The organism is Avibacterium volantium (assembly GCF_900635775.1).
GTDB classification, from domain to species: Bacteria; Pseudomonadota; Gammaproteobacteria; order Enterobacterales; family Pasteurellaceae; genus Avibacterium; species Avibacterium volantium.
On record NZ_LR134167.1, the window covers coordinates 1,532,820 to 1,552,550 of the forward strand.

Sequence of the window (19,731 nt, forward strand, 5' to 3'; positions counted from 1 at the left end):
TTAATTATGCGTAAAGTGGGTTAATTTTATCTGCATCAATGCCATATTTTGCAATTGCATCTGCAACCACTTTCTTGTCAAAGATACCTTGTTTAACAAGCTCAGTTAATGCTGCGATTACCACATAATGTGCATTCACTTCAAAATGCTCGCGTAAGTTTTCACGGCTATCTGAACGACCAAAACCGTCAGTACCTAAAACGCGATAGCTTTGCGCTGGAACAAATGCACGCACTTGTTCAGCATAAAGTTTGATGTAATCTGTTGCAGCCACCGCTGGCGCATCATTCATCACTTGAGCAATGTATGCTGTTCTTGGCTCAGCTTCAGGGTGTAATAAGTTCCAACGTTCTACATCAGCACCATCACGCGCTACTTCAGTAAATGAAGTTACGCTATATACATCAGAAGTTACGCCGAAATCATCTGCAAGTAATTTCGCTGCTTCACGAACGTGGCGTAAAATCGCACCAGAACCTAATAATTGAACTTTACCTTTACCTTGGCCAGTTACCGTTTCGAATTTATAGATACCTTTACGGATACCTTCTTCTGCACCTTTTGGCATTGCTGGTTGGTCATAAGTTTCGTTTAAGGTTGTGATGTAGTAGTACACATCTTCTTGTTCTGGCCCGTACATACGGCGAACACCGTCTTGGATAATCACTGGTACTTCAAAGGCGAAAGCTGGATCATAAGAGATACAGTTTGGAATTACCGCTGATTGAATATGGCTTTGGCCATCTTCGTGTTGTAAACCTTCACCGTTCAATGTTGTACGGCCTGATGTACCACCGATCATAAAGCCACGCGCACGTTGGTCGCCTGCTAACCACATTAAATCGCCTACACGTTGGAAACCAAACATTGAGTAATACACAAAGAATGGAATCATTGGAACGTTGTTTGTGCTGTAAGAAGTTGCTGCGGCAATCCAAGACGCTGTTGCACCTTGTTCGTTAATGCCTTCTTGTAACACTTGACCATCAATGGCTTCACGATAGTAAGAAACTTGTTCGCGATCTTGCGGGGTGTAGTTTTGTCCGTGTGGGTTATAAATACCGATTTGACGGAATAAACCTTCCATACCGAAAGTACGCGCTTCGTCTGCGATAATTGGCACAATGTGTTTGCCCACAGATTTATTTTTCAACAATACGTTTAATGAACGAACAAACGCCATTGTGGTTGAAATTGGGCGAGATTGTGCTTCAAATAATTGCGCAAACTCTTCTAACGCTGGCACTTCAAGTTCGTGAGTAAAGCGCGGCGCACGGGTTGGTAAATAACCATTTAATGCTTGACGGCGCTCGTGAAGATATTTGTACTCTTCTGAACCTTCTTCAAACTTGATGTATGGTAATTTCTCAATATCTTCATCAGATACCGCAATATTGAAACGATCACGAACGTGTTTAACACCCGACATATCCATTTTCTTAACTTGGTGAGCGATGTTTTTACCTTCAGCGGCATCACCCATACCATAACCTTTGATGGTTTTCACAAGCAATACAACTGGTTTGTCTTTAACTTGTTTTGCTTTATTGAATGCAGCGAAAACTTTTAATGGATCGTGACCACCACGGTTTAATGCCCAAATTTCATCATCTGTCATTTCTGCCACTAAGGCTTCAGTTTCAGGGTAACGACCAAAGAAGTGTTTGCGTACATAAGCACCATCTTTTGCTTTGAAGGTTTGATAGTCGCCATCAACCACTTCCATCATTAATTGTAATAATTTGCCTGACGTATCACGTTGTAATAAACGATCCCAACGGCGACCCCAAACAACTTTGATCACTTCCCAGCCACAACCGTTAAATTGTGCTTCTAATTCTTGGATAATTTTACCGTTACCTGTTACTGGACCGTCTAAACGTTGTAAGTTACAGTTGATCACGAAAACAAGGTTATCTAATTTTTCACGCGCTGCGAAAGCAAGACCACCACGAGATTCTACTTCGTCCATTTCGCCATCACCTAAGAATGCGTAAACGGTTTGATCTGCAGTGTCTTTCAAGCCACGGTTATGTAAGTATTTTAAGAAACGTGCTTGATAAATAGCATTCAATGGCCCAAGACCCATTGATACTGTAGGGAATTGCCAGAATTCAGGCATTAATTTAGGGTGTGGGTAAGAAGAAAGGCCTTTTCCGTGAACTTCTTGACGGAAATTATCTAATTGCTCTTCAGTTAAACGACCTTCAACGAAAGCACGCGCATAAATTCCCGGAGAAATATGACCTTGGAAGAAAACTAAGTCGCCGCCATTTTTTTCGGTACGCGCTTTAAAGAAATGGTTGAAACAAACTTCATAGATTGTCGCAGAAGATTGGAAAGATGACATATGGCCGCCAAGCTCTAAATCTTTCTTAGAAGCTCTTAATACCATCATAATTGCATTCCAACGAATCGCACTACGAATACGGCGCTCAAGATCTAAATTACCTGGATAGTTCGGCTCTTCTTCAACAGGGATAGTATTAATATAATCTGTGGTAACACCTGTTGGTAAAGATACTGAATTTGCACGAGCGTGCTGCATTAATTGCTCAATAATAAACTGTGCTCTTTCAACACCTTCTTCACGAATTACTGAATCGATCGCCAATAACCAATCATTGGTTTCGACTGGATCTACGTCATTTCTTAACATTTCTGACATAGTCTTTTCCTTATTTGTTAAGTTGAAGTTAAGTTCAATTTCTAGACGAAACTGAACAACGAATGGATAACTAATACCTATATCTAGGCTATTTTACAACTATTAAAACCCGTTTACAAATATTTAACAAAATTTATAAAAAGTATAAGATTCTTTGAAAAATACACTAAATAATCACCGCACTTTTCAAAAATCATCTACCAAAATAAAGTTATTTATAACAAAAAACCCATTCTACTGAACCAATAGAATGGGTTTTTTTAATAAGATGATTTATTTTTTCACCACAAGAACAACTGATTCGCCAGCAACAACTTCGCCTGTCTTTTTCTCAATATGGCTAATTTCATCCATATTAGAAATCACTACAGGGGTAAGCACTGATTTTGCTTTGGCTTCAAGTAATTCTAAATCTAATTCAATAATGGTATCACCACGTTTAACGGTTTGACCTTCTTCAGCAACGCGTCTGAAACCTTCACCTTTTAATTCAACGGTATCAATACCAAAGTGAACGAATAATTCCACACCATCGGTAGATTCCATTGAGAAAGCGTGATTGGTTTCAAAGATTTTACCTACAACACCATCAACAGGGGCTACAAGTTTGTTACCTGTTGGGCGAATTGCAATACCATCACCAACAATTTTTTCTGAGAAAACAACATCTGGTACATCTTCAATGTTCACAATATCACCTGAAAGCGGTGCATAAATCTCTACTTCAACGGTTTTATTGCTTTTTGAACCAAATAATTTATCAAAAAAACCCATTTTTAGTCTCCTACTAAGTGAATGTTTGGGCTATTCTAGCCCAAAACTTGAATAATTGGTATCTAGTTTAACGCATTTTCTGCTAAAAAGTCTGCAACCAATTTTTCAATATCTGCTGCTGTTGGCTGTTCGAGCGCTTTATCAGCAAGCAATTTCGCATCTTGATAGTTTACATTGCGGATTAATTTTTTAATTCTTGGCACTGAAATTGCACTCATACTAAACTCGTCTAAGCCCATACCAAGTAGCAATAAGGTTGCTCTTTCATCACCCGCTAGCTCACCACACATACCTGTCCATTTACCTTCGGCGTGGGAAGCATCAATCACCTGTTTGATTAAGCTCAATACAGATGGGGTCATTGGGTTATATAAATGAGAAATTAATTCGTTACCACGATCCACCGCAAGAGTATATTGGGTTAAATCGTTTGTACCAATACTGAAGAAATCCACTTCTTTCGCTAAGAATTTCGCATTCACAGCCGCTGACGGGGTTTCCACCATCACACCAATTTGAATGTTCTCGTCAAAAGCCTTGCCTTCATTGCGTAGCTGCGCTTTTAATACTTCAATTTCTGCTTTTAGTGTACGAATTTCTTCCACAGAAATAATCATTGGGAACATAACAGCCAATTTACCGAAAGCTGATGCTCTTAATACTGCTCTTAATTGCGCGTGTAAAATTTCTTTACGATCTAGGGCAATACGAATAGCACGCCAGCCTAAGAATGGATTCATTTCTTTTGGTAGATTTAAGTAAGGTAACTCTTTATCACCACCAATATCCATTGTTCTTAATACCACTAAACGGCCATTCATCGCTTCAACAACTTCTTTATAAGCGATAAATTGTTCTTCTTCCGTTGGAAGCTGATCGCGATCCATAAATAAGAATTCTGTACGATATAAGCCTACGCCTTCCGCACCGTTACGATCTGCCCCTTCCACATCGCGAATTGTACCAATGTTTGCTACCACATCAACGCGATGACCGTCTAAAGTGAGCGCTGGCAGATCTTTCAATTTCGCTAATTCAGCTTTTTCTTCGGCTAATTGTGCTTCTAACGCTTTTAAGCGATCGATTTCTTCTTGGCTTGGATTCACATAAACACGATTATTCACCGCATCAAGAATTAAGAAATCGCCTGTATTCACTTGCTGAGTAACAGTGTTTGTCCCCACAATCGCTGGCAATTCTAATGAACGTGCCATAATTGAAGTATGAGAAGTTCTGCCACCAATATCAGTAATAAAACCAAGCACTTTATCAAGGTTAAGCTGCGCGGTTTCTGATGGCGTTAAGTCATAAGCAACAAGAATAGCCTCTTCGTTGATCTCACCAAGATCAACAATGTGCATACCTAAAATATTCTTGATTAAGCGATTACCAATATCACGAATATCCCCTGCACGCTCTTTTAAATATTCGTCATCAATTTCTGACAACATTGCCACTTGCTGATCAATAATCGTGCTTGCAGCAACGCCAGCATTTACTTTATTAGAACGTAAATAATCAATGATTTCTTCTTCTAATTCCTCATCTTCCAAAATCATTAAATGGCCTTCAAAGATTGCCGCTTTATCTTCACCTAATGAAGCATAAGCACGATCTTTAATTGCGGTTAATTGCTCAACGGCTGCATTACGTCCTTGATAAAAACGTGCAACCTCAGCTTCAACTTGATCGTCTTGAATTTTTTGCGTATCAAGTACGATTTTTTCTTCTTTTAAAACAAGTGCTTTACCGAAAACAATGCCGGGGGATGCTGGAATACCTGAAATCATAGTGACCTTCCGAACTAATAATTAAATCTGGCTATAAATAGAACAATAGCCACAAACAGACTTTCCTTTGAAAGTGAAATTTGTGGCTAATGGTATGATTACTCTAATGTAGGAATTAAAGCGACTAAATGATCTACTGCTTTTTGCTCATCTTCGCCTTCAGCAGAAATGGTGATCACCGTTCCTTGTGTTAAACCTAAAGTTTGTAATTTAAAAAGGCTTTTTGCACTTGCACTTTTGCCACCAGAAGTTACAGTGATGTCAGAAGCAAAGGCTTTCGCTTCTTTTACAAACTGAGCCGCAGGGCGAGTATGTAAACCATTTGGAGCAATAATTTCAACATCTTTTGAGTACATAGTAAAATCCTCTTAATAATTGTTTGAGTATAAATCTTGATCTGAAACCAAACGGTAAAGATTACCGTTCAATTATGTATTTATTTCATCTCTAAAAATAAATCTTGAAATAGTATTCAACTTAACACAACAATAATCAACCCCAATCGCCACAAAATTTGAACTAAGTCACAAAAAAACACTTAAAGCGGCGTTTTTTTATTCGGTTATTAACCTTTATTTAACCATTGTCCTGTGTGAAGAAGTGTCTATGCCCCTTTGTTTCAGATAAACTTTCAATTAAATTATGATAGTTTTTAAATCTTACGGGATCGATTTTTCCTTGCTCAACCGCTTCACGCAACGCACACCCCGGATCATTCAAATGTTTACAATCCCTAAATTTACAAGTGCCTAGCACATATTGAAATTCACGGTATCCTTTCGTAATTTGATCTGCGTCCAAATGCCATAAACCAAACTCACGAATCCCCGGTGAATCAATCAGATCGCCGCCTTGCGGTAAATGATAAAGACGAGAAGAGGTGGTGGTGTGGCGGCCTAATCCTGTTCCCTCGCTCACCGCACCAACCTGTGCATTCACATCAGGTAAAATGCTGTTGATTAAACTGGATTTGCCTACCCCTGATTGCCCCACAAAAATGGACGTGCCTTGCGATAAAAGTGCGGTGAGATTTTGCATATTTTCGCCTGTTTTAGCAGAAATCATTAGTGTTTGATAGCCAATTTTTTCATAAACCTTAAGTTGTTTTTCCACTGCTGCACGCTGGGTTTCCGATAATAAATCAGCTTTATTAATCACGATCACCGCAGGGATTTTCGCATTTTCACACACTACCAAATAGCGATCGACAATATTCCAAGACAACTCAGGCACCACTGCGGACACAATAATAATGCGATCAATATTTGCCGCGATCACTTTTAAGCCATCGTAATAATCAGGGCGTGTAATTTCATTTTTACGTGGGTGAATGGCTTCAATTACACCGCTCACCCCTTGTAACTGCTCGCTGCCTTTACGCCACAGCACTCTGTCGCCAACCACTAAATTTGCCAAAGTGCGGCGTAAATTACAGCGGAAAATTTCACCTTGCTCATTTTCCACATCGGCGTGCAAAGAATAACGGGTTACCACTGTACCTTCTTGCGTTGGGCCAAGCATTTCATCTTGCCACTGAATATCATCATTTCTGGATTTGTGACGTTGTAATGTTTTTGCATTATTAGAACGAATTCTACGCTGCTGATTGTAAGTTAATTTTTGTTTGCTCAAAGATAAATCCTTAAAGTGCGGTTGGTTTTCGGTTAAAATATTCTGAACTCATCAAAATAAAACTCACATAGGATACCCTAATGCAATTAGATAAACAAAACCTTATTTGGATTGACTTAGAAATGACGGGCTTAGATCCCGAAAAAGAACGCATCATTGAAATTGCCACCATTGTAACCGATAAAGATCTCAATATTCTTGCAGAAGGCCCTGTGCTTGCTATTCATCAACCCGATAGCTTACTGGCAAAAATGAACGCTTGGTGTCAGAAAACCCATAGTGAAAATGGTTTAATTGAACGCGTAAAGCAAAGCAAACTCACCGAACGTGCCGCGGAATTACAAACTTTAGATTTCCTAAAAAAATGGGTGCCTAAAGGTGCATCGCCAATTTGTGGCAACAGCGTTGCACAAGATAAACGCTTTTTATTCAAATATATGCCTGAACTCGCAGACTATTTTCATTATCGCCACCTTGATGTCAGCACCTTGAAAGAACTTGGATCGCGTTGGAATCCTGAAATGTTAAAAGGCTTTAGTAAAAAAAATACCCATCTTGCTTTAGATGATATTCGTGAATCTATTGCTGAGCTGGCTTATTATCGTGAGCATTTTATCAAAATGCCTTAGCTTATTTATTGCTAGGAAATAGGAAAAATCTCGCTTTCTGATCAATAACTAAACAAGCAATCAAATTTTTTATAATTTTACTTGCGGGCGTAAAAATTTTTCGTATAATACGCCCCGTTCCTTACGGAATATGCGGGAATAGCTCAGTTGGTAGAGCACGACCTTGCCAAGGTCGGGGTCGCGAGTTCGAGCCTCGTTTCCCGCTCCAATCTCCTTATCTCTTGCGGGAATAGCTCAGTTGGTAGAGCACAACCTTGCCAAGGTTGGGGTCGCGAGTTCGAGCCTCGTTTCCCGCTCCAAATTTTTCTAATATTTTATTAATTAGCAAACTTTTTCTATTTATCTTTTTTATTCTTTCTTATTATCTGCTTTTTACTAATGAAAAAGCGATAGCCAAAACTGAACATTTCAAATTAATATAGAAAAATATTTTTCTAGAAAAAACAAACAAAAAGAGAATAAAAGCAGAAAAAGAAAAGTGCGGTAGAAAAACGCCAAATTTTCCACCGCACTTTCTAGCTGATTAATATCGCCTTTTCACAAAATAACTTCTATATCAAAGGGTTATTTACCATTCTCAACCCATTTTCCGTCAATATAATCAGCACGCCATTTTGTGGCTTTGCCATTTTTTTCAGAGGTAATATATTGACGTTTTTCCTTACGGCTAAAGCGAACGATGGCCTCGTTGCCTTCAGGATCTTTCTGTGGCGCATCGGCTAAATATTGCAATTTTTCAGGCAGGCGATCACGATATAACGCCAATTCTGCCACTTTAGCTGCACGAGTTTCACGAGATTTCGGGAAATTATGCGCAGACATAAACACGCCACTTGCGCCATCACGCAATACAAAATACGCATCAGAATTTTCACATTTTAGCTCTGGGAAATGTACTGGCTCTTCTTTTGGTGGCGCAACTTCGCCATTTTTTAAGATTTTGCGCGTGTTATCACATTGGATACAAGCCATATATTTGCCAAAACGCCCCAGTTTTAAGTGCATATCTGCGCCACACTTATCACATTCCACCACTGGGCCGTCATAACCTTTAATCTTAAACTCGCCTTGCTCCACCACATAGCCATCACAATTTGGATTATTTCCGCACACATAAAGTTTTCTTTGCGGATCAATAATATAGCTATCCATTGCCGTGCCACATTTCGGGCAACGTTTGCGATCCATTAGGGCTTTGGTTTCAGAAGCCTCGTCCAGCACATTTAATAATTCGGCTTCTGGAATTAAATTTATTGTCGTTTTGCACCGCTCTTTTGGTGGTAAAGCATAGCCTGAACAGCCTAAGAATACGCCAGTGCTTGCAGTACGAATCGCCATTGGGCGACCACAAGTTGGGCATTTAATATCGGTTAGCACAAGGCTATTTGGCTTCATTCCGCCTTCTAGCTCATCTAATTCGGCTTGGCTCAGCTGTGCAGAAAAATCTTTAAAGAATTGATTTAATTCCGCTTTCCAATTTTTTTCACCGTTGGCAATTTGGTCTAGCACATCTTCCATATTGGCGGTGAAATCATAATTCATTAAATCGGTAAACGATTGGTTAAGGCGATCGGTAACAATCTCCCCCATTTTTTCCGCATAAAAACGGCGATTTTCCACCCGCACATAACCACGATCTTGAATGGTTGAAATGATCGCGGCATAAGTAGAAGGGCGACCAATTCCGCGTTTTTCCAGCTCTTTTACCAGTGCAGCTTCGGTAAAGCGCGCAGGCGGCTTGGTGAAATGTTGCTGTGGAATCACTTCTTTTAAATTTAGCTGATCGTTCACCGCAACTGCTGGCAGCACTTGATCTTCAGCACTTTTGCTCATTGGTGGTAACACTTTCGTCCAACCGTCAAAACGTAAAATACGTCCTTTGGCTTTCAGACCGTAATCGCCCGCCGTTACCGTGAGCGTAGAGCTATCATATTGTGCGGCAGGCATTTGGCAAGCCACAAATTGACGCCAAATGAGATCGTATAAACGCACCGCATCTTTATCCATTCCTTGCACATCAGCAGCCAACACACGCACATCAGAAGGACGAATAGCTTCGTGCGCCTCTTGCGCATTATCTTTGCTCGAATAAAAATTCGGCTTAGCCGGCAAATAGGCATCACCATAATTTGAACCGATATAATCACGCACCATATTTAACGCATCTTTACTCAAATTAGTGCTATCGGTACGCATATAGGTAATATAACCTGCTTCATACAAACGCTGCGCCAGCATCATTGTTTTTTTCACGCCAAAATTAAGGCGAGTACTTGCGGTTTGTTGCAAGGTTGAAGTAATAAATGGTGCTTTCGGTTTAGAGCTAGTTGGCTTGGTTTCTAAATCAGAAACGATATAGTCAGATTTTTGTAAAAAATCCACCGCACTTTGCGCTTGTTGTGCATTCTTCGGCTCAAATTTTTTCCCTTTAAAACTGGTTACATCAAGACGCAAACCAATTTTCTGTGCGGTTTCCGTTTGCACCGCCACTTCCCAATATTCTTCAGGTTGGAAAGCTTTGATCTCACGCTCGCGTTCTACTAATAATTTCACCGCGACCGATTGCACACGCCCTGCTGATAAGCCGCGCGCCACTTTCTTCCATAATAATGGCGACACCATAAAGCCCACCACGCGATCAAGAAAACGGCGTGTTTGTTGGGCATTAACGCGATCCATATTGAGATGTTCAGGGTGTTCAAAGGCTTGAGTGATGGCATTTTTGGTGATCTCGTTGAATACCACACGGCTAAAGCGATCATCATCACCGCCAATCACTTCACGCAAATGCCAAGCAATGGCTTCCCCTTCTCTATCCAAATCGGTGGCAAGGTAAATATGATCCGCTTTTTTCGCCAACGATTTCAGCTCCGCCACCACTTTTTCTTTACCCGGTAAAATTTGGTAATTGGCTTTCCAATCGTGATAAGGATCGATCCCCATACGCTTCACCAAGGCATTACGTTCTTTTTCTTGCTTAATGGCTTGCTTTTCTTCGGGGCTTAATCCTTTAGTAGAAATTGCCTTGGCTTTTTCACCAGTACTCATTCCAGCGGTAGGTAAATCGCAAATATGCCCTACGCTGGATTTCACTATATAATCCTTTCCTAAATACTTATTAATGGTTTTCGCCTTGGCTGGCGACTCCACAATCACTAAAGATTTACTCATCTTTTTCTTTACCTAATTTCTGCTAACTTGTGTAAAATTGCCCGATATATTGCGGACTATCTGTGGATTGGTCAATCATTTTTTTAAAAAAGGAAGAATAAATGGATAAACTCAATGCAATTTCTGTCTTTTGTAAAGTGGTGGAAACGCAAAGTTTTACCCAAACGGCAATACAACAAAATATTTCAGTAGCAATGGCGAGTAAGCTAGTTTCACAACTGGAAGAACAGCTAAAAACACGCCTTTTACAACGCACCACCAGAAAGATTGTGCCTACTGAAGCGGGGCTGCTTTATTACCAACGTTGCCAACCTATTCTGGCAGAATTGCAAGATGCCGAAGCCAGTATCAGCAATCTTGCTAGTGCATTACAAGGCAAGCTACATATTTCCGTGCCGCGGGATTTTGGCTTGCGTTTTATTGCGCCTAATTTGGGCTTATTCTTACACGCCAATCCTGATCTTGAAGTGGACATTGAATTTAACGATCGTTTAGTGGATTTAATCACCGAAGGCTTTGATCTCGCTTTACGCATTGGCAATTTGCAAGACAGTTCGCTGGTGGCGAAAAAAATTGCGAGTTCAACAATGCACATTGTGGGATCGCCCGATTATTTCGCTAAAAAGGGTATTCCACAAACGCCAGAAGAACTCTATCAACACAAAATAATGCTGTATAAATCCAATAACAATCAAGTATTTTGGGAATTTATCAACGGCACAAGAATTGAACGCTTGCGCGTACAGGCTGATGTAATGTGCAACAGTGGCTTAGCCTTAGCAGAACTGGCAAAATCAGGACTCGGCATTGTGAATTTACCACGTTTTCTGATTGAAAATGAATTAGCCTCAGGGGAATTGGTGGAAGTGCTGGCTGACTATCCGCAACATCAGATTGATATGAATATTGTCTATCCCCACCGCCGTCATTTGGCGGCGAAAGTGAAAGCTTTTGTGGACTTTTTAAGTCAACTTGGATTATGCCAAGAAACCGCTAGCAATAAATAGAAGAAATAATAGAAATAAAAAGAAATAAAAAGTGCGGTGCAATTTTTAAAAATTTTCCCCTTCTATTTGCATAAAAGGGGAAAATAATTTTTAGCGTAACGTCCCGCAATTAATACAGTATAAATACTGTCCTTTAGGATCGTTAAATTGGCTCAGTTGGTTGAGCTGTTGTTTTACTTCATTGAACGGTTTTGCCAAGCCAAGCGCACTGAATAATTGCTGTTGCGCGCCTTTGCCAAAGCTTTTCACCAAGGCATCAAGCATAGAATCATTGCGTTCAATTAACCATTCCACGCTAAATTCTTCCGAACTTTGCTCACTTTGTTTTGCTTTAGCTAATTCCTTTGCTTTTTCCACCGCACGATCAAAATCGCCGAGTTCGTCCACCAATTTATTTTGTAAGGCTTCCGATCCCAACCACACTTGACCTTGTGCGATTTTATCTACGTCTGTTTTAGCTAGCTGACGGCCTTTGCTGACAAGAGAAAGGAATTTATCGTAACCCTGTTCAATTTCCAGTTGATAAAGATCACTTTTTACTTTGGAGATGCCACTAAAAGCAGATTGTTTGCTTAATGGCGAAGTGGCAACACCATCAGCATTCACGCCAATTTCTGCCACAGCTTTCTCAAAGGTTGGAAACATCGCAAAAATACCGATTGACCCCGTAATGGTATCTGCATCAGCTAAAATATAATCCGCCGTGCTAGAAATCCAGTAACCACCTGAAGCGGCCATTGCTCCCATTGATACCACCACTGGCTTGCCTGCTTGCTGTAAATGCACAATTTCCTGACGGATAATTTCTGACGCAAAGGCACTGCCACCAGGGCTATTTACACGCAAAATCACGGCTTTGATTTTTTCATCTTCATAAGCCTGACGCAGCAATGTGGCAATCGTATCACCGCCAACACCATTGTCATCGGTTTCACCGTCAATAATTGCGCCCTCGACATTGACCACCGCAATGCGTGTTTTACCTTCCCCTTCAATGCGATCAGGTAAATCTGCCAAATAGCGATCAAACGGCAACAATTTTGCTTTACCCTCTGCATTTTTGCCAAAAAGTGCGGTGAGTTTTTGTTCTAAAGTAAAACGATCGGCAAGTTGCGTCACAAATTTTTGCTGTTGGGCATAAGCCGTCAAATCCCCATTTAAGGCTTTCAAATTCGCAAAATATTGCTCCGCTTCAGGTAAGACATTATCAGCAGGGATTTCACGATTGTTTGCGATCAGCGTTTTATAATCCGTCCACATTGTGCTTAACCAGCGTTGCATATTGGCTCTGGCTTCTGCCGACATATCATTACGCAAAAACGGCTCAACGGCAGATTTATACGTCCCTACACGGAAAATATGTGGCGTGATTTTTAGCTTGTCGAGCAAATCTTTGTAATACAGGTTTTCCAGCGCCAAGCCTTGAATTTCCACTGCACCAATCGGGTTGAGATAAATTTCATCGGCATAGCTCGCGAGTACATATTGTTTTTGCGTATAGCTATCCGCATAAGCAATCACCGGCTTACCACTTTGCTTAAACTGATTAATCGCCTTGCCCACATATTTAATTGCAGGCAAATCAGCCCCTTCAAAACGATTCAGATCTAACACCAAGCCTTTAATGCGTGGATCATTCACCGCAGAGCGAATGCTATACACCAAATCAAAGGTAGAAATTTGACGCGGCACATATTGAGAATCCACTTCTTTCAACAAATCTTGCAAAGAGTGAATTTCTTCACGATTATCCGCTAAATATCCATCTAAATTCAGCAATAACGCGCCTTCATCTGCACTCAGTGGCGCTTGGGCTTCTTTATTTGCATTCGTGAGCAAACTCACTACCGCAAAAAGAAACAGCACAAAAACAAGAAAGACTAAATTCATCACAACATTGCGCACAAAATTTAATCCTCGCCACAGCATAGAGCCTAGTTTCATCAGCGATTTCATAGATTTCCTTATTTTTTGATTTTATTTGAGAGGCGTATCATAAACAGATTAACACCCAAATGCGAATAATTCTTTCCAGAATGCCTGTTTTTATCCGCTTTGAGCTGTTTTCTCGATCTGGATCGCAAAACTCACTAAAAAATCACCGCACTTCAAAAGGTTTTGCTATGGTTTCCCCTGCACAAGGAGAACCCAATGTTAAATTTATTCAAACGCCCGATCGAAGTGGAAACCTTAGAAGCTTGGGCAAAAATGGTAGAAGATATTGCCAAAGTTGCGATACTTGCAGTCCCCGTGATAATATTTGGTCAGAATGGAATACTATTTAAGATTGCAAGTAGTTTCACATTAATGTTTGTTGCTTATGCTACCCTTTTGGTGGGAAAGCAGCTCCGAAAACTCAAACCTAAATTATCAAAGGGGGATTAAATGGAGCTTACTATTGGATTATTAGTTTTATTGGCTGTAGTTTTAGCTTTTGGTGCAGGCATTAATCACGCAGCAAAAGAAGCCGATAAAGAGAGTAAAAAGAACTAATTACATAAGCCCCCGATATATAAAGGGGCTTTTCTATATCACCTATAAGAGCAAAAACTATGCTATAATCCACCGCACTTTTCATAACAAAAATGCTCACAAAAGGACTGATTATGGACGCTTTAACCCTACTCACTTCACGTCGTTCTAACAAGAAACTCTTTGCGCCTGCGCCAAACCAAGCACAACTTGAACAGATTTTCCAAGCCGCACTGCACGTCCCTGATCACGGTAGATTGCAACCTTATCGCTTTGTAGTGATTGAAAAAGACGGTTTAAACAAACTTGGCGGCTTATTAAAAAGTGCGGTACAAGAACTTAATCTCGGTGAAGAGCGGTTGAAAAAAGCGGAAAATTTACCGAATCGTGCGCCAATGATCATTGCCGTAATCGCAAAAATCCAAAAAGATATTGCTAAAGTCCCCGCTTGGGAACAAATGCTTACCGCAGGTTGCGCCACTTACGCAATGCAACTTGCCGCCAATGCACAAGGCTTTGACAATGTATGGGTTACTGGCCCTTGGGTTGATGGCTCTGAGTTACGCCAAGCGCTACAATGTGATCAAAACGATAAAGTGGTCGCTTTTATTATGCTAGGTACAGGGGAAGAAAAAGCCAACCGTGAGCCTAAGCAAATCGATCTAGCAAATTTTGTGAGTTATTTATAATGTATTAGAAAAAATGACAAAAAAATCACCGCACTTATAAATTGATAAAATGCGGTGATTCCATTTACTTCCTAAATACCCTCACATTCCCAAACCCATTTTCTTTTAAATAAAGGGCTTGGAGTTTGCTCATTACGCCGCGTTCGCAGTAAAGGACGTAATTTTTGCTTTGGTCTAAGTCTGGAAATAAACTAGAAAGTTTATAAAATGGGATTAAACGTACTGCCTGCCCTGCCAGTTCTAACGGGTTTTCGTCTGTTTCTTCGGGGCTACGGATGTCAATAACAATGTCGTTTTCGCCTAATACGGAAATGGTGTCCACTTCCACCACTTCTTTTTCCGTTTGTTCTGCAATTTGGCGAATGTCTAAATATTGCGCATTTTGCACCGCACTTTCTAATACGCTGAAATCAAAATGATTTTCTTCGCTAAGAATTTTTTCTCGTACCGCTTTAACCGTTGGATTTTTTGAAATCACGCCACAAAATTCCGGCATTGATTTCGCAATATCGTCCGTACCAATTTCTTTTGCCATTGCAATAATTTGTTCTTTATCGTGGGTGATAAGCGGACGTAACACAAGGGCATCGGCGGCCTCATCAATTAGACGTAAATTGGTGAGCGTTTGGCTGGAAACTTGACCGAGTGCTTCGCCCGTAACAATGGCTTGAATGCCAAAACGTTCTGCCACTTTGCTTGCAGCACGCACCATCATTCGTTTTAACACCACGCCCATTTGGCCGTTGTCAATTTTTTCTAAAATCTCTGCCACCACAGGCTCAAAATTAATCGCCACAAAACGTACTTTGTGCGAGCCACTGAAGCGATTCCAAATGTGATACGCCATTTGTTTTACGCCAATTTCGTGTGCTGCACCGCCCAGATTAAAGAAGCAATAATGCACGCGTGAGCCACGGCGAATCAGCATATAACTGGATACGCCTGAATCAAAGCCGCCCGAGATAAGCGAAAGCACATCTTCTTGCGTGCCAATAGGATAACCGCCCAGTCCTGTATGACGTGCTTTCACCAACATCATTTTGTCGTCTTCAATATCAATGCGAACAGTAACATCAGGTTTGCTAAGCTTCACTTTTGCGCTGGCAATATGTTGATTTAAGCCACCGCCGACATAGCGTTCCACATCAAGGGAAGAGAAATCGTGCTTGCCTTTGCGTTTTACACGCACACAAAAGGTTTTGTTTTCAAGGAGATGTGCCACATCTTGCAAAGTTTGTTGGAAAATATCTTGCACGCTGTTGAACGGTTTTTCTTCCACTTCAAGAAAATGATGAATGCCGGGGATTCGTCCTAATAGTTCTATTAATAAGGCGCGATTTTCCGCATTTTTTGACCGCACTTCGATATAATCCCAGTGCTTCACCACGGCCACTGTGTCATCATATTTATTCAAAATATTGCGAATATTCCCTGTCAAAATTTTAATAAAGCGTTTACGCACGCTTTCGCTTTTAATCATAATTTCAGGGAAAAGTTTAATAATAAATTTCATTGGAATACTTCTGTTTTAAGCAAAAAAAATTGGGCGGTATTGTACAACATCTTTTACGAATCCCCAATTTTTCTCGTCCACTGCTCTCGCCTGTTTTGGGGCTAAACAAGGGAAACAAAAGTGCGGTGCTTTTTTCTGAGATTTTTTGCGCAACAATCTTGCTATAGGCTTTAACAAGTGCATAAAAATACAGTACAATGTGGCATTTATTTAGCTTGAACTTAGGAAAAACAATGGCACGCAAACCTACAACAGACGAAAACAGCTTAGATTTTGAAACCACCTTAACCCAATTAGAAAGCATTGTTGCTCGTTTAGAAAGTGGCGAATTGCCTTTAGAACAAGCGTTAAAGGATTTTGAAAGCGGAATTAAGCTGGCGCAATTAGGTCAAGCGCGTTTACAACAAGCGGAACAGCGCATTCAAATTTTGCTTTCTAAAAGCGATAAAGCAGAATTAAGCGACTATCAAAACAACGAATAAGCAACCCAATAACTAAGCCACTGCTATGTACCAATTTGCACAGGATTTACAACAACTTCAACAGCGGATTAATCAATTTCTCGAACAACAATTTGAGCAAATTGACACGCAACCCTCTCCCCTAGCGGAAGCAATGAAATATGCGCTTTTATTGGGTGGAAAGCGTGTTCGTCCGTTTTTGGTTTATGCCACAGGCAGAATGTTAGGGGCAGAACTCGTGCATTTGGATTATGCCGCCGCAGGCATTGAAGCGATTCACGCTTATTCTTTAGTTCACGATGATTTGCCTGCAATGGATAACGATGCGCTGCGCCGTGGCCACCCCACTTGCCATATTGCCTTTGATGAAGCCACCGCCATTCTGGCAGGTGATGCGCTGCAAGCCTTTGCGTTTGAATTACTGAGCCAAACGCCAAATTTATCTGCCGAGCAACGCCTTGCTTTGGTGGCAGAATTGGCAAAAGCCTCTGGCGTGCAAGGAATGTGTTTGGGGCAAAGCCTTGATTTGCAAGCCGAACATCAACAAGTTAGCCTTACGGAATTGGAAAGAATTCATCGCAACAAAACAGGCGCATTGCTACGCTGTGCATTAAAAATGGGCTTTCTTTGTTCACCGCATTTTGCCGACAAACAACTTTGCCAACAGCTCGAACGCTATGCCGATGCCATTGGGCTGGCGTTCCAAGTGCAAGATGATATTTTAGATATTGAAGGCGAAAGCGATGTGATCGGTAAAACTGTGGGCGCGGATTTAGCCGCAGATAAAAGCACTTACCCGAAATTACTCGGCTTGCAAGGGGCGAAAGAAAAAGCGCAAGAACTTCATCAACAAGCCCTTGATGCTTTGGCCAAATTACCTTTTGATAGCTCGCCATTAAAGGCATTGAGCGAGTTTATTGTAACAAGAAAAAATTAATATATTGGACACCGCCTAAGCCTTGTATTATTAAAGTGCGGTCGAAATTTAACCCTTTTTTGGATTTGATTAACAATGGAAAAATATCCTCTTTTATCACTGATTAATTCACCGGACGATTTGCGTCTTTTAAATAAAGATCAACTTCCCCAACTTTGTAATGAATTACGCGGATATTTGTTGGAAAGTGTTAGTCAAAGTAGCGGCCATTTGGCTTCTGGCTTAGGCACGGTAGAACTCACCGTAGCCTTGCACTATGTGTTCAACACGCCATTCGATCAGCTCATTTGGGACGTGGGGCATCAAGCCTATCCGCATAAAATTCTCACTGGACGCCGTGATAAAATGTCCACCATTCGCCAAAAAGACGGGCTTCACCCTTTCCCGTGGCGTGATGAAAGCGAATTTGATGTGCTAAGTGTGGGGCATTCTTCCACTTCGATTAGTGCTGGGCTTGGTATTGCCGTGGCGGCAGAAAAAGAGAACGCAGGGCGCAAAACGGTTTGTGTCATTGGCGATGGCGCAATCACCGCGGGAATGGCCTTTGAAGCACTCAATCACGCAGGCGCATTGCACACGGATATGCTGGTGATTCTCAATGATAACGAAATGTCCATTTCAGAAAATGTGGGCGCGCTGAACAACTATCTTGCCCGCTTGTTTTCTGGTTCTTTCTATTCTACCTTGCGTGAGGGCGGCAAAAAAATTCTCTCTGGCGTGCCACCAATTAAAGAATTTGTGAAAAAGACAGAAGAACACGTTAAAGGCTTCGTTTCACCGATTGGCACAATGTTTGAAGAGCTAGGCTTTAACTATATCGGCCCAATTGACGGCCATAACGTGGACGAGTTAATTAGCACGTTGAAAAATATGAGCAGTCTGAAAGGGCCGCAATTCTTGCATATTAAAACCAAAAAAGGCAAAGGTTATGCGCCAGCGGAACAAGATCCAATCGGCTTCCACGGTGTGCCTAAATTCGATCCCACAAGCGGAAAATTGCCAAAATCCACCACCCCAACCTATTCGCAAATTTTTGGTAACTGGCTATGTGAAATGGCTGAGCAAGATCCGAAATTAATCGGCATCACCCCTGCGATGCGTGAAGGTTCAGGAATGGTTGAATTTTCCAACCGCTTCCCACAACAATATTTTGATGTTGCCATTGCCGAACAACACGCCGTTACTTTTGCTGCGGGCTTGGCGATTGCAGGGTTTAAACCTGTGGTGGCCATTTATTCCACGTTCTTACAGCGTGCCTATGATCAGGTGATTCACGATGTCGCTATTCAAAATCTGCCTGTGTTATTTGCCATCGACCGCGCAGGCGTGGTGGGCGCAGACGGACAAACCCACCAAGGCGCATTCGACATTAGCTTTATGCGCTGTATTCCAAATTTAGTGATTATGACCCCAAGCGATGAAAATGAATGTCGCCAAATGCTTTACACAGGATACCAATGTGGTAAACCTGCGGCAGTGCGTTACCCGCGTGGCAATGCTATTGGTGTTAAACTTGAACCATTAGCAATATTACCACTTGGCAAGGGTAAAATCGTGCGCCAAGGGAAAAATATTGCTATTTTAAACTTTGGTACCTTGTTAGCCAATGCGAAAACGGTCGCAGAAAACTTAAATGCCACCTTAGTGGATATGCGATTTGTCAAGCCCATTGATGAGGCATTAATTTTACAACTTGCAGAAAACCATTCGTTATTGGTAACACTGGAAGAAAACGCCATTCAAGGCGGTGCAGGCAGTGCCGTGGCGGAAGTGCTAAATTCTCAGCCAAAAACCACCGCACTTTTACAATTAGGCTTGCCAGATTTCTTCATTCCACAAGGCACACAACAAGAAATTTTGGCAGATTTAAAACTAGACGCACAAGGTATTGAAGAGCAAATCACTACTTTTTTACAAAAAAGTAAAAAAATTTAAAATTTTTGTGAACTATTTCCTGCCTAGCATAGTCTTAGTAAATGCTAGTGCAC

General features: G+C 41.1%; 15 protein-coding genes and 2 tRNA genes. 9 read left to right on the forward strand and 8 right to left on the reverse strand.

What is annotated here, in order from left to right; all coding sequences use genetic code 11:
• Positions 1–4 precede the first annotated feature (4 nt).
• The 5 genes from aceE to rsgA form a co-directional block, all read right to left on the reverse strand.
• Entirely contained in the window at positions 5–2,668 is a 2,664-nt protein-coding gene (gene aceE / locus ELZ61_RS07390; RefSeq protein ID WP_103852901.1) for a pyruvate dehydrogenase (acetyl-transferring), homodimeric type, read from the reverse strand.
• Between the two features lie 273 nt (positions 2,669–2,941).
• A complete protein-coding gene (crr, locus tag ELZ61_RS07395) occupies positions 2,942–3,442 on the reverse strand; it encodes a PTS glucose transporter subunit IIA (protein WP_115249718.1) in 501 nt (166 codons plus the stop codon).
• A 62-nt stretch (positions 3,443–3,504) separates the two neighbouring features.
• On the reverse strand, positions 3,505–5,232 hold the full coding sequence (ptsI, locus tag ELZ61_RS07400; RefSeq protein WP_126372575.1) for a phosphoenolpyruvate-protein phosphotransferase PtsI: 1,728 nt from the start codon (positions 5,230–5,232) through the stop codon (positions 3,505–3,507).
• 98 nt (positions 5,233–5,330) lie between these two features.
• Positions 5,331–5,588, reverse strand: coding sequence for a phosphocarrier protein Hpr (ptsH, locus tag ELZ61_RS07405; protein WP_100295592.1), 258 nt, complete (start codon positions 5,586–5,588; stop codon positions 5,331–5,333).
• Between the two features lie 220 nt (positions 5,589–5,808).
• Positions 5,809–6,864: a small ribosomal subunit biogenesis GTPase RsgA gene (gene rsgA / locus ELZ61_RS07410; RefSeq protein ID WP_126372577.1), complete on the reverse strand. Its 1,056-nt coding sequence runs from the start codon at positions 6,862–6,864 to the stop codon at positions 5,809–5,811.
• Positions 6,865–6,944: 80 nt separating this feature from the next.
• On the opposite strand from rsgA, the gene orn reads away from it, so the two are divergent.
• From orn to ELZ61_RS07425, 3 genes are all read left to right on the forward strand, one after another.
• Positions 6,945–7,493: an oligoribonuclease gene (gene orn / locus ELZ61_RS07415; protein ID WP_103855353.1), complete on the forward strand. Its 549-nt coding sequence runs from the start codon at positions 6,945–6,947 to the stop codon at positions 7,491–7,493.
• A gap of 132 nt (positions 7,494–7,625) precedes the next feature.
• Positions 7,626–7,701, forward strand: a tRNA-Gly gene (locus ELZ61_RS07420).
• A gap of 15 nt (positions 7,702–7,716) precedes the next feature.
• Positions 7,717–7,792 (forward strand) — tRNA-Gly (locus tag ELZ61_RS07425).
• Positions 7,793–8,057: 265 nt separating this feature from the next.
• Here ELZ61_RS07425 and topA read toward each other — a convergent pair.
• Complete coding sequence (gene topA / locus ELZ61_RS07430; protein ID WP_126372579.1) at positions 8,058–10,664, reverse strand: type I DNA topoisomerase; 2,607 nt, start codon at positions 10,662–10,664, stop codon at positions 8,058–8,060.
• Between the two features lie 101 nt (positions 10,665–10,765).
• Between topA and ELZ61_RS07435 the strand changes: the two genes are divergently transcribed.
• Positions 10,766–11,671 (forward strand): LysR family transcriptional regulator, encoded by a 906-nt coding sequence (locus ELZ61_RS07435; RefSeq protein WP_103854906.1) that lies wholly within the window; start codon positions 10,766–10,768, stop codon positions 11,669–11,671.
• 90 nt (positions 11,672–11,761) lie between these two features.
• On the opposite strand, the gene sppA is transcribed toward ELZ61_RS07435, so the two are convergent.
• Positions 11,762–13,618, reverse strand: coding sequence for a signal peptide peptidase SppA (sppA, locus tag ELZ61_RS07440; protein WP_422386269.1), 1,857 nt, complete (start codon positions 13,616–13,618; stop codon positions 11,762–11,764).
• 204 nt (positions 13,619–13,822) lie between these two features.
• On the opposite strand from sppA, the gene ELZ61_RS07445 reads away from it, so the two are divergent.
• Both ELZ61_RS07445 and ELZ61_RS07450 read left to right on the forward strand, forming a co-directional pair.
• Entirely contained in the window at positions 13,823–14,056 is a 234-nt protein-coding gene (locus tag ELZ61_RS07445) for a hypothetical protein (protein ID WP_126372584.1), read from the forward strand.
• A 221-nt stretch (positions 14,057–14,277) separates the two neighbouring features.
• Positions 14,278–14,832 (forward strand): NAD(P)H nitroreductase, encoded by a 555-nt coding sequence (locus ELZ61_RS07450; protein ID WP_126372586.1) that lies wholly within the window; start codon positions 14,278–14,280, stop codon positions 14,830–14,832.
• Positions 14,833–14,896: 64 nt separating this feature from the next.
• Here ELZ61_RS07450 and thiI read toward each other — a convergent pair whose 3' ends face one another.
• Complete coding sequence (gene thiI, locus ELZ61_RS07455; protein WP_126372588.1) at positions 14,897–16,345, reverse strand: tRNA uracil 4-sulfurtransferase ThiI; 1,449 nt, start codon at positions 16,343–16,345, stop codon at positions 14,897–14,899.
• Positions 16,346–16,578: 233 nt separating this feature from the next.
• Between thiI and xseB the strand changes: the two genes are divergently transcribed.
• The 3 genes from xseB (at position 16,579) to dxs (ending at position 19,678) form a co-directional block, all read left to right on the forward strand.
• On the forward strand, positions 16,579–16,827 hold the full coding sequence (gene xseB, locus ELZ61_RS07460; protein ID WP_103852912.1) for an exodeoxyribonuclease VII small subunit: 249 nt from the start codon (positions 16,579–16,581) through the stop codon (positions 16,825–16,827).
• A gap of 25 nt (positions 16,828–16,852) precedes the next feature.
• The gene (gene ispA / locus ELZ61_RS07465) at positions 16,853–17,743 is read left to right on the forward strand and encodes a (2E,6E)-farnesyl diphosphate synthase (protein WP_126372590.1); all 891 of its coding nucleotides are present in this window, start codon (positions 16,853–16,855) and stop codon (positions 17,741–17,743) included.
• Between the two features lie 75 nt (positions 17,744–17,818).
• Complete coding sequence (dxs, locus tag ELZ61_RS07470; protein ID WP_126372592.1) at positions 17,819–19,678, forward strand: 1-deoxy-D-xylulose-5-phosphate synthase; 1,860 nt, start codon at positions 17,819–17,821, stop codon at positions 19,676–19,678.
• Positions 19,679–19,731: the final 53 nt, after the last annotated feature.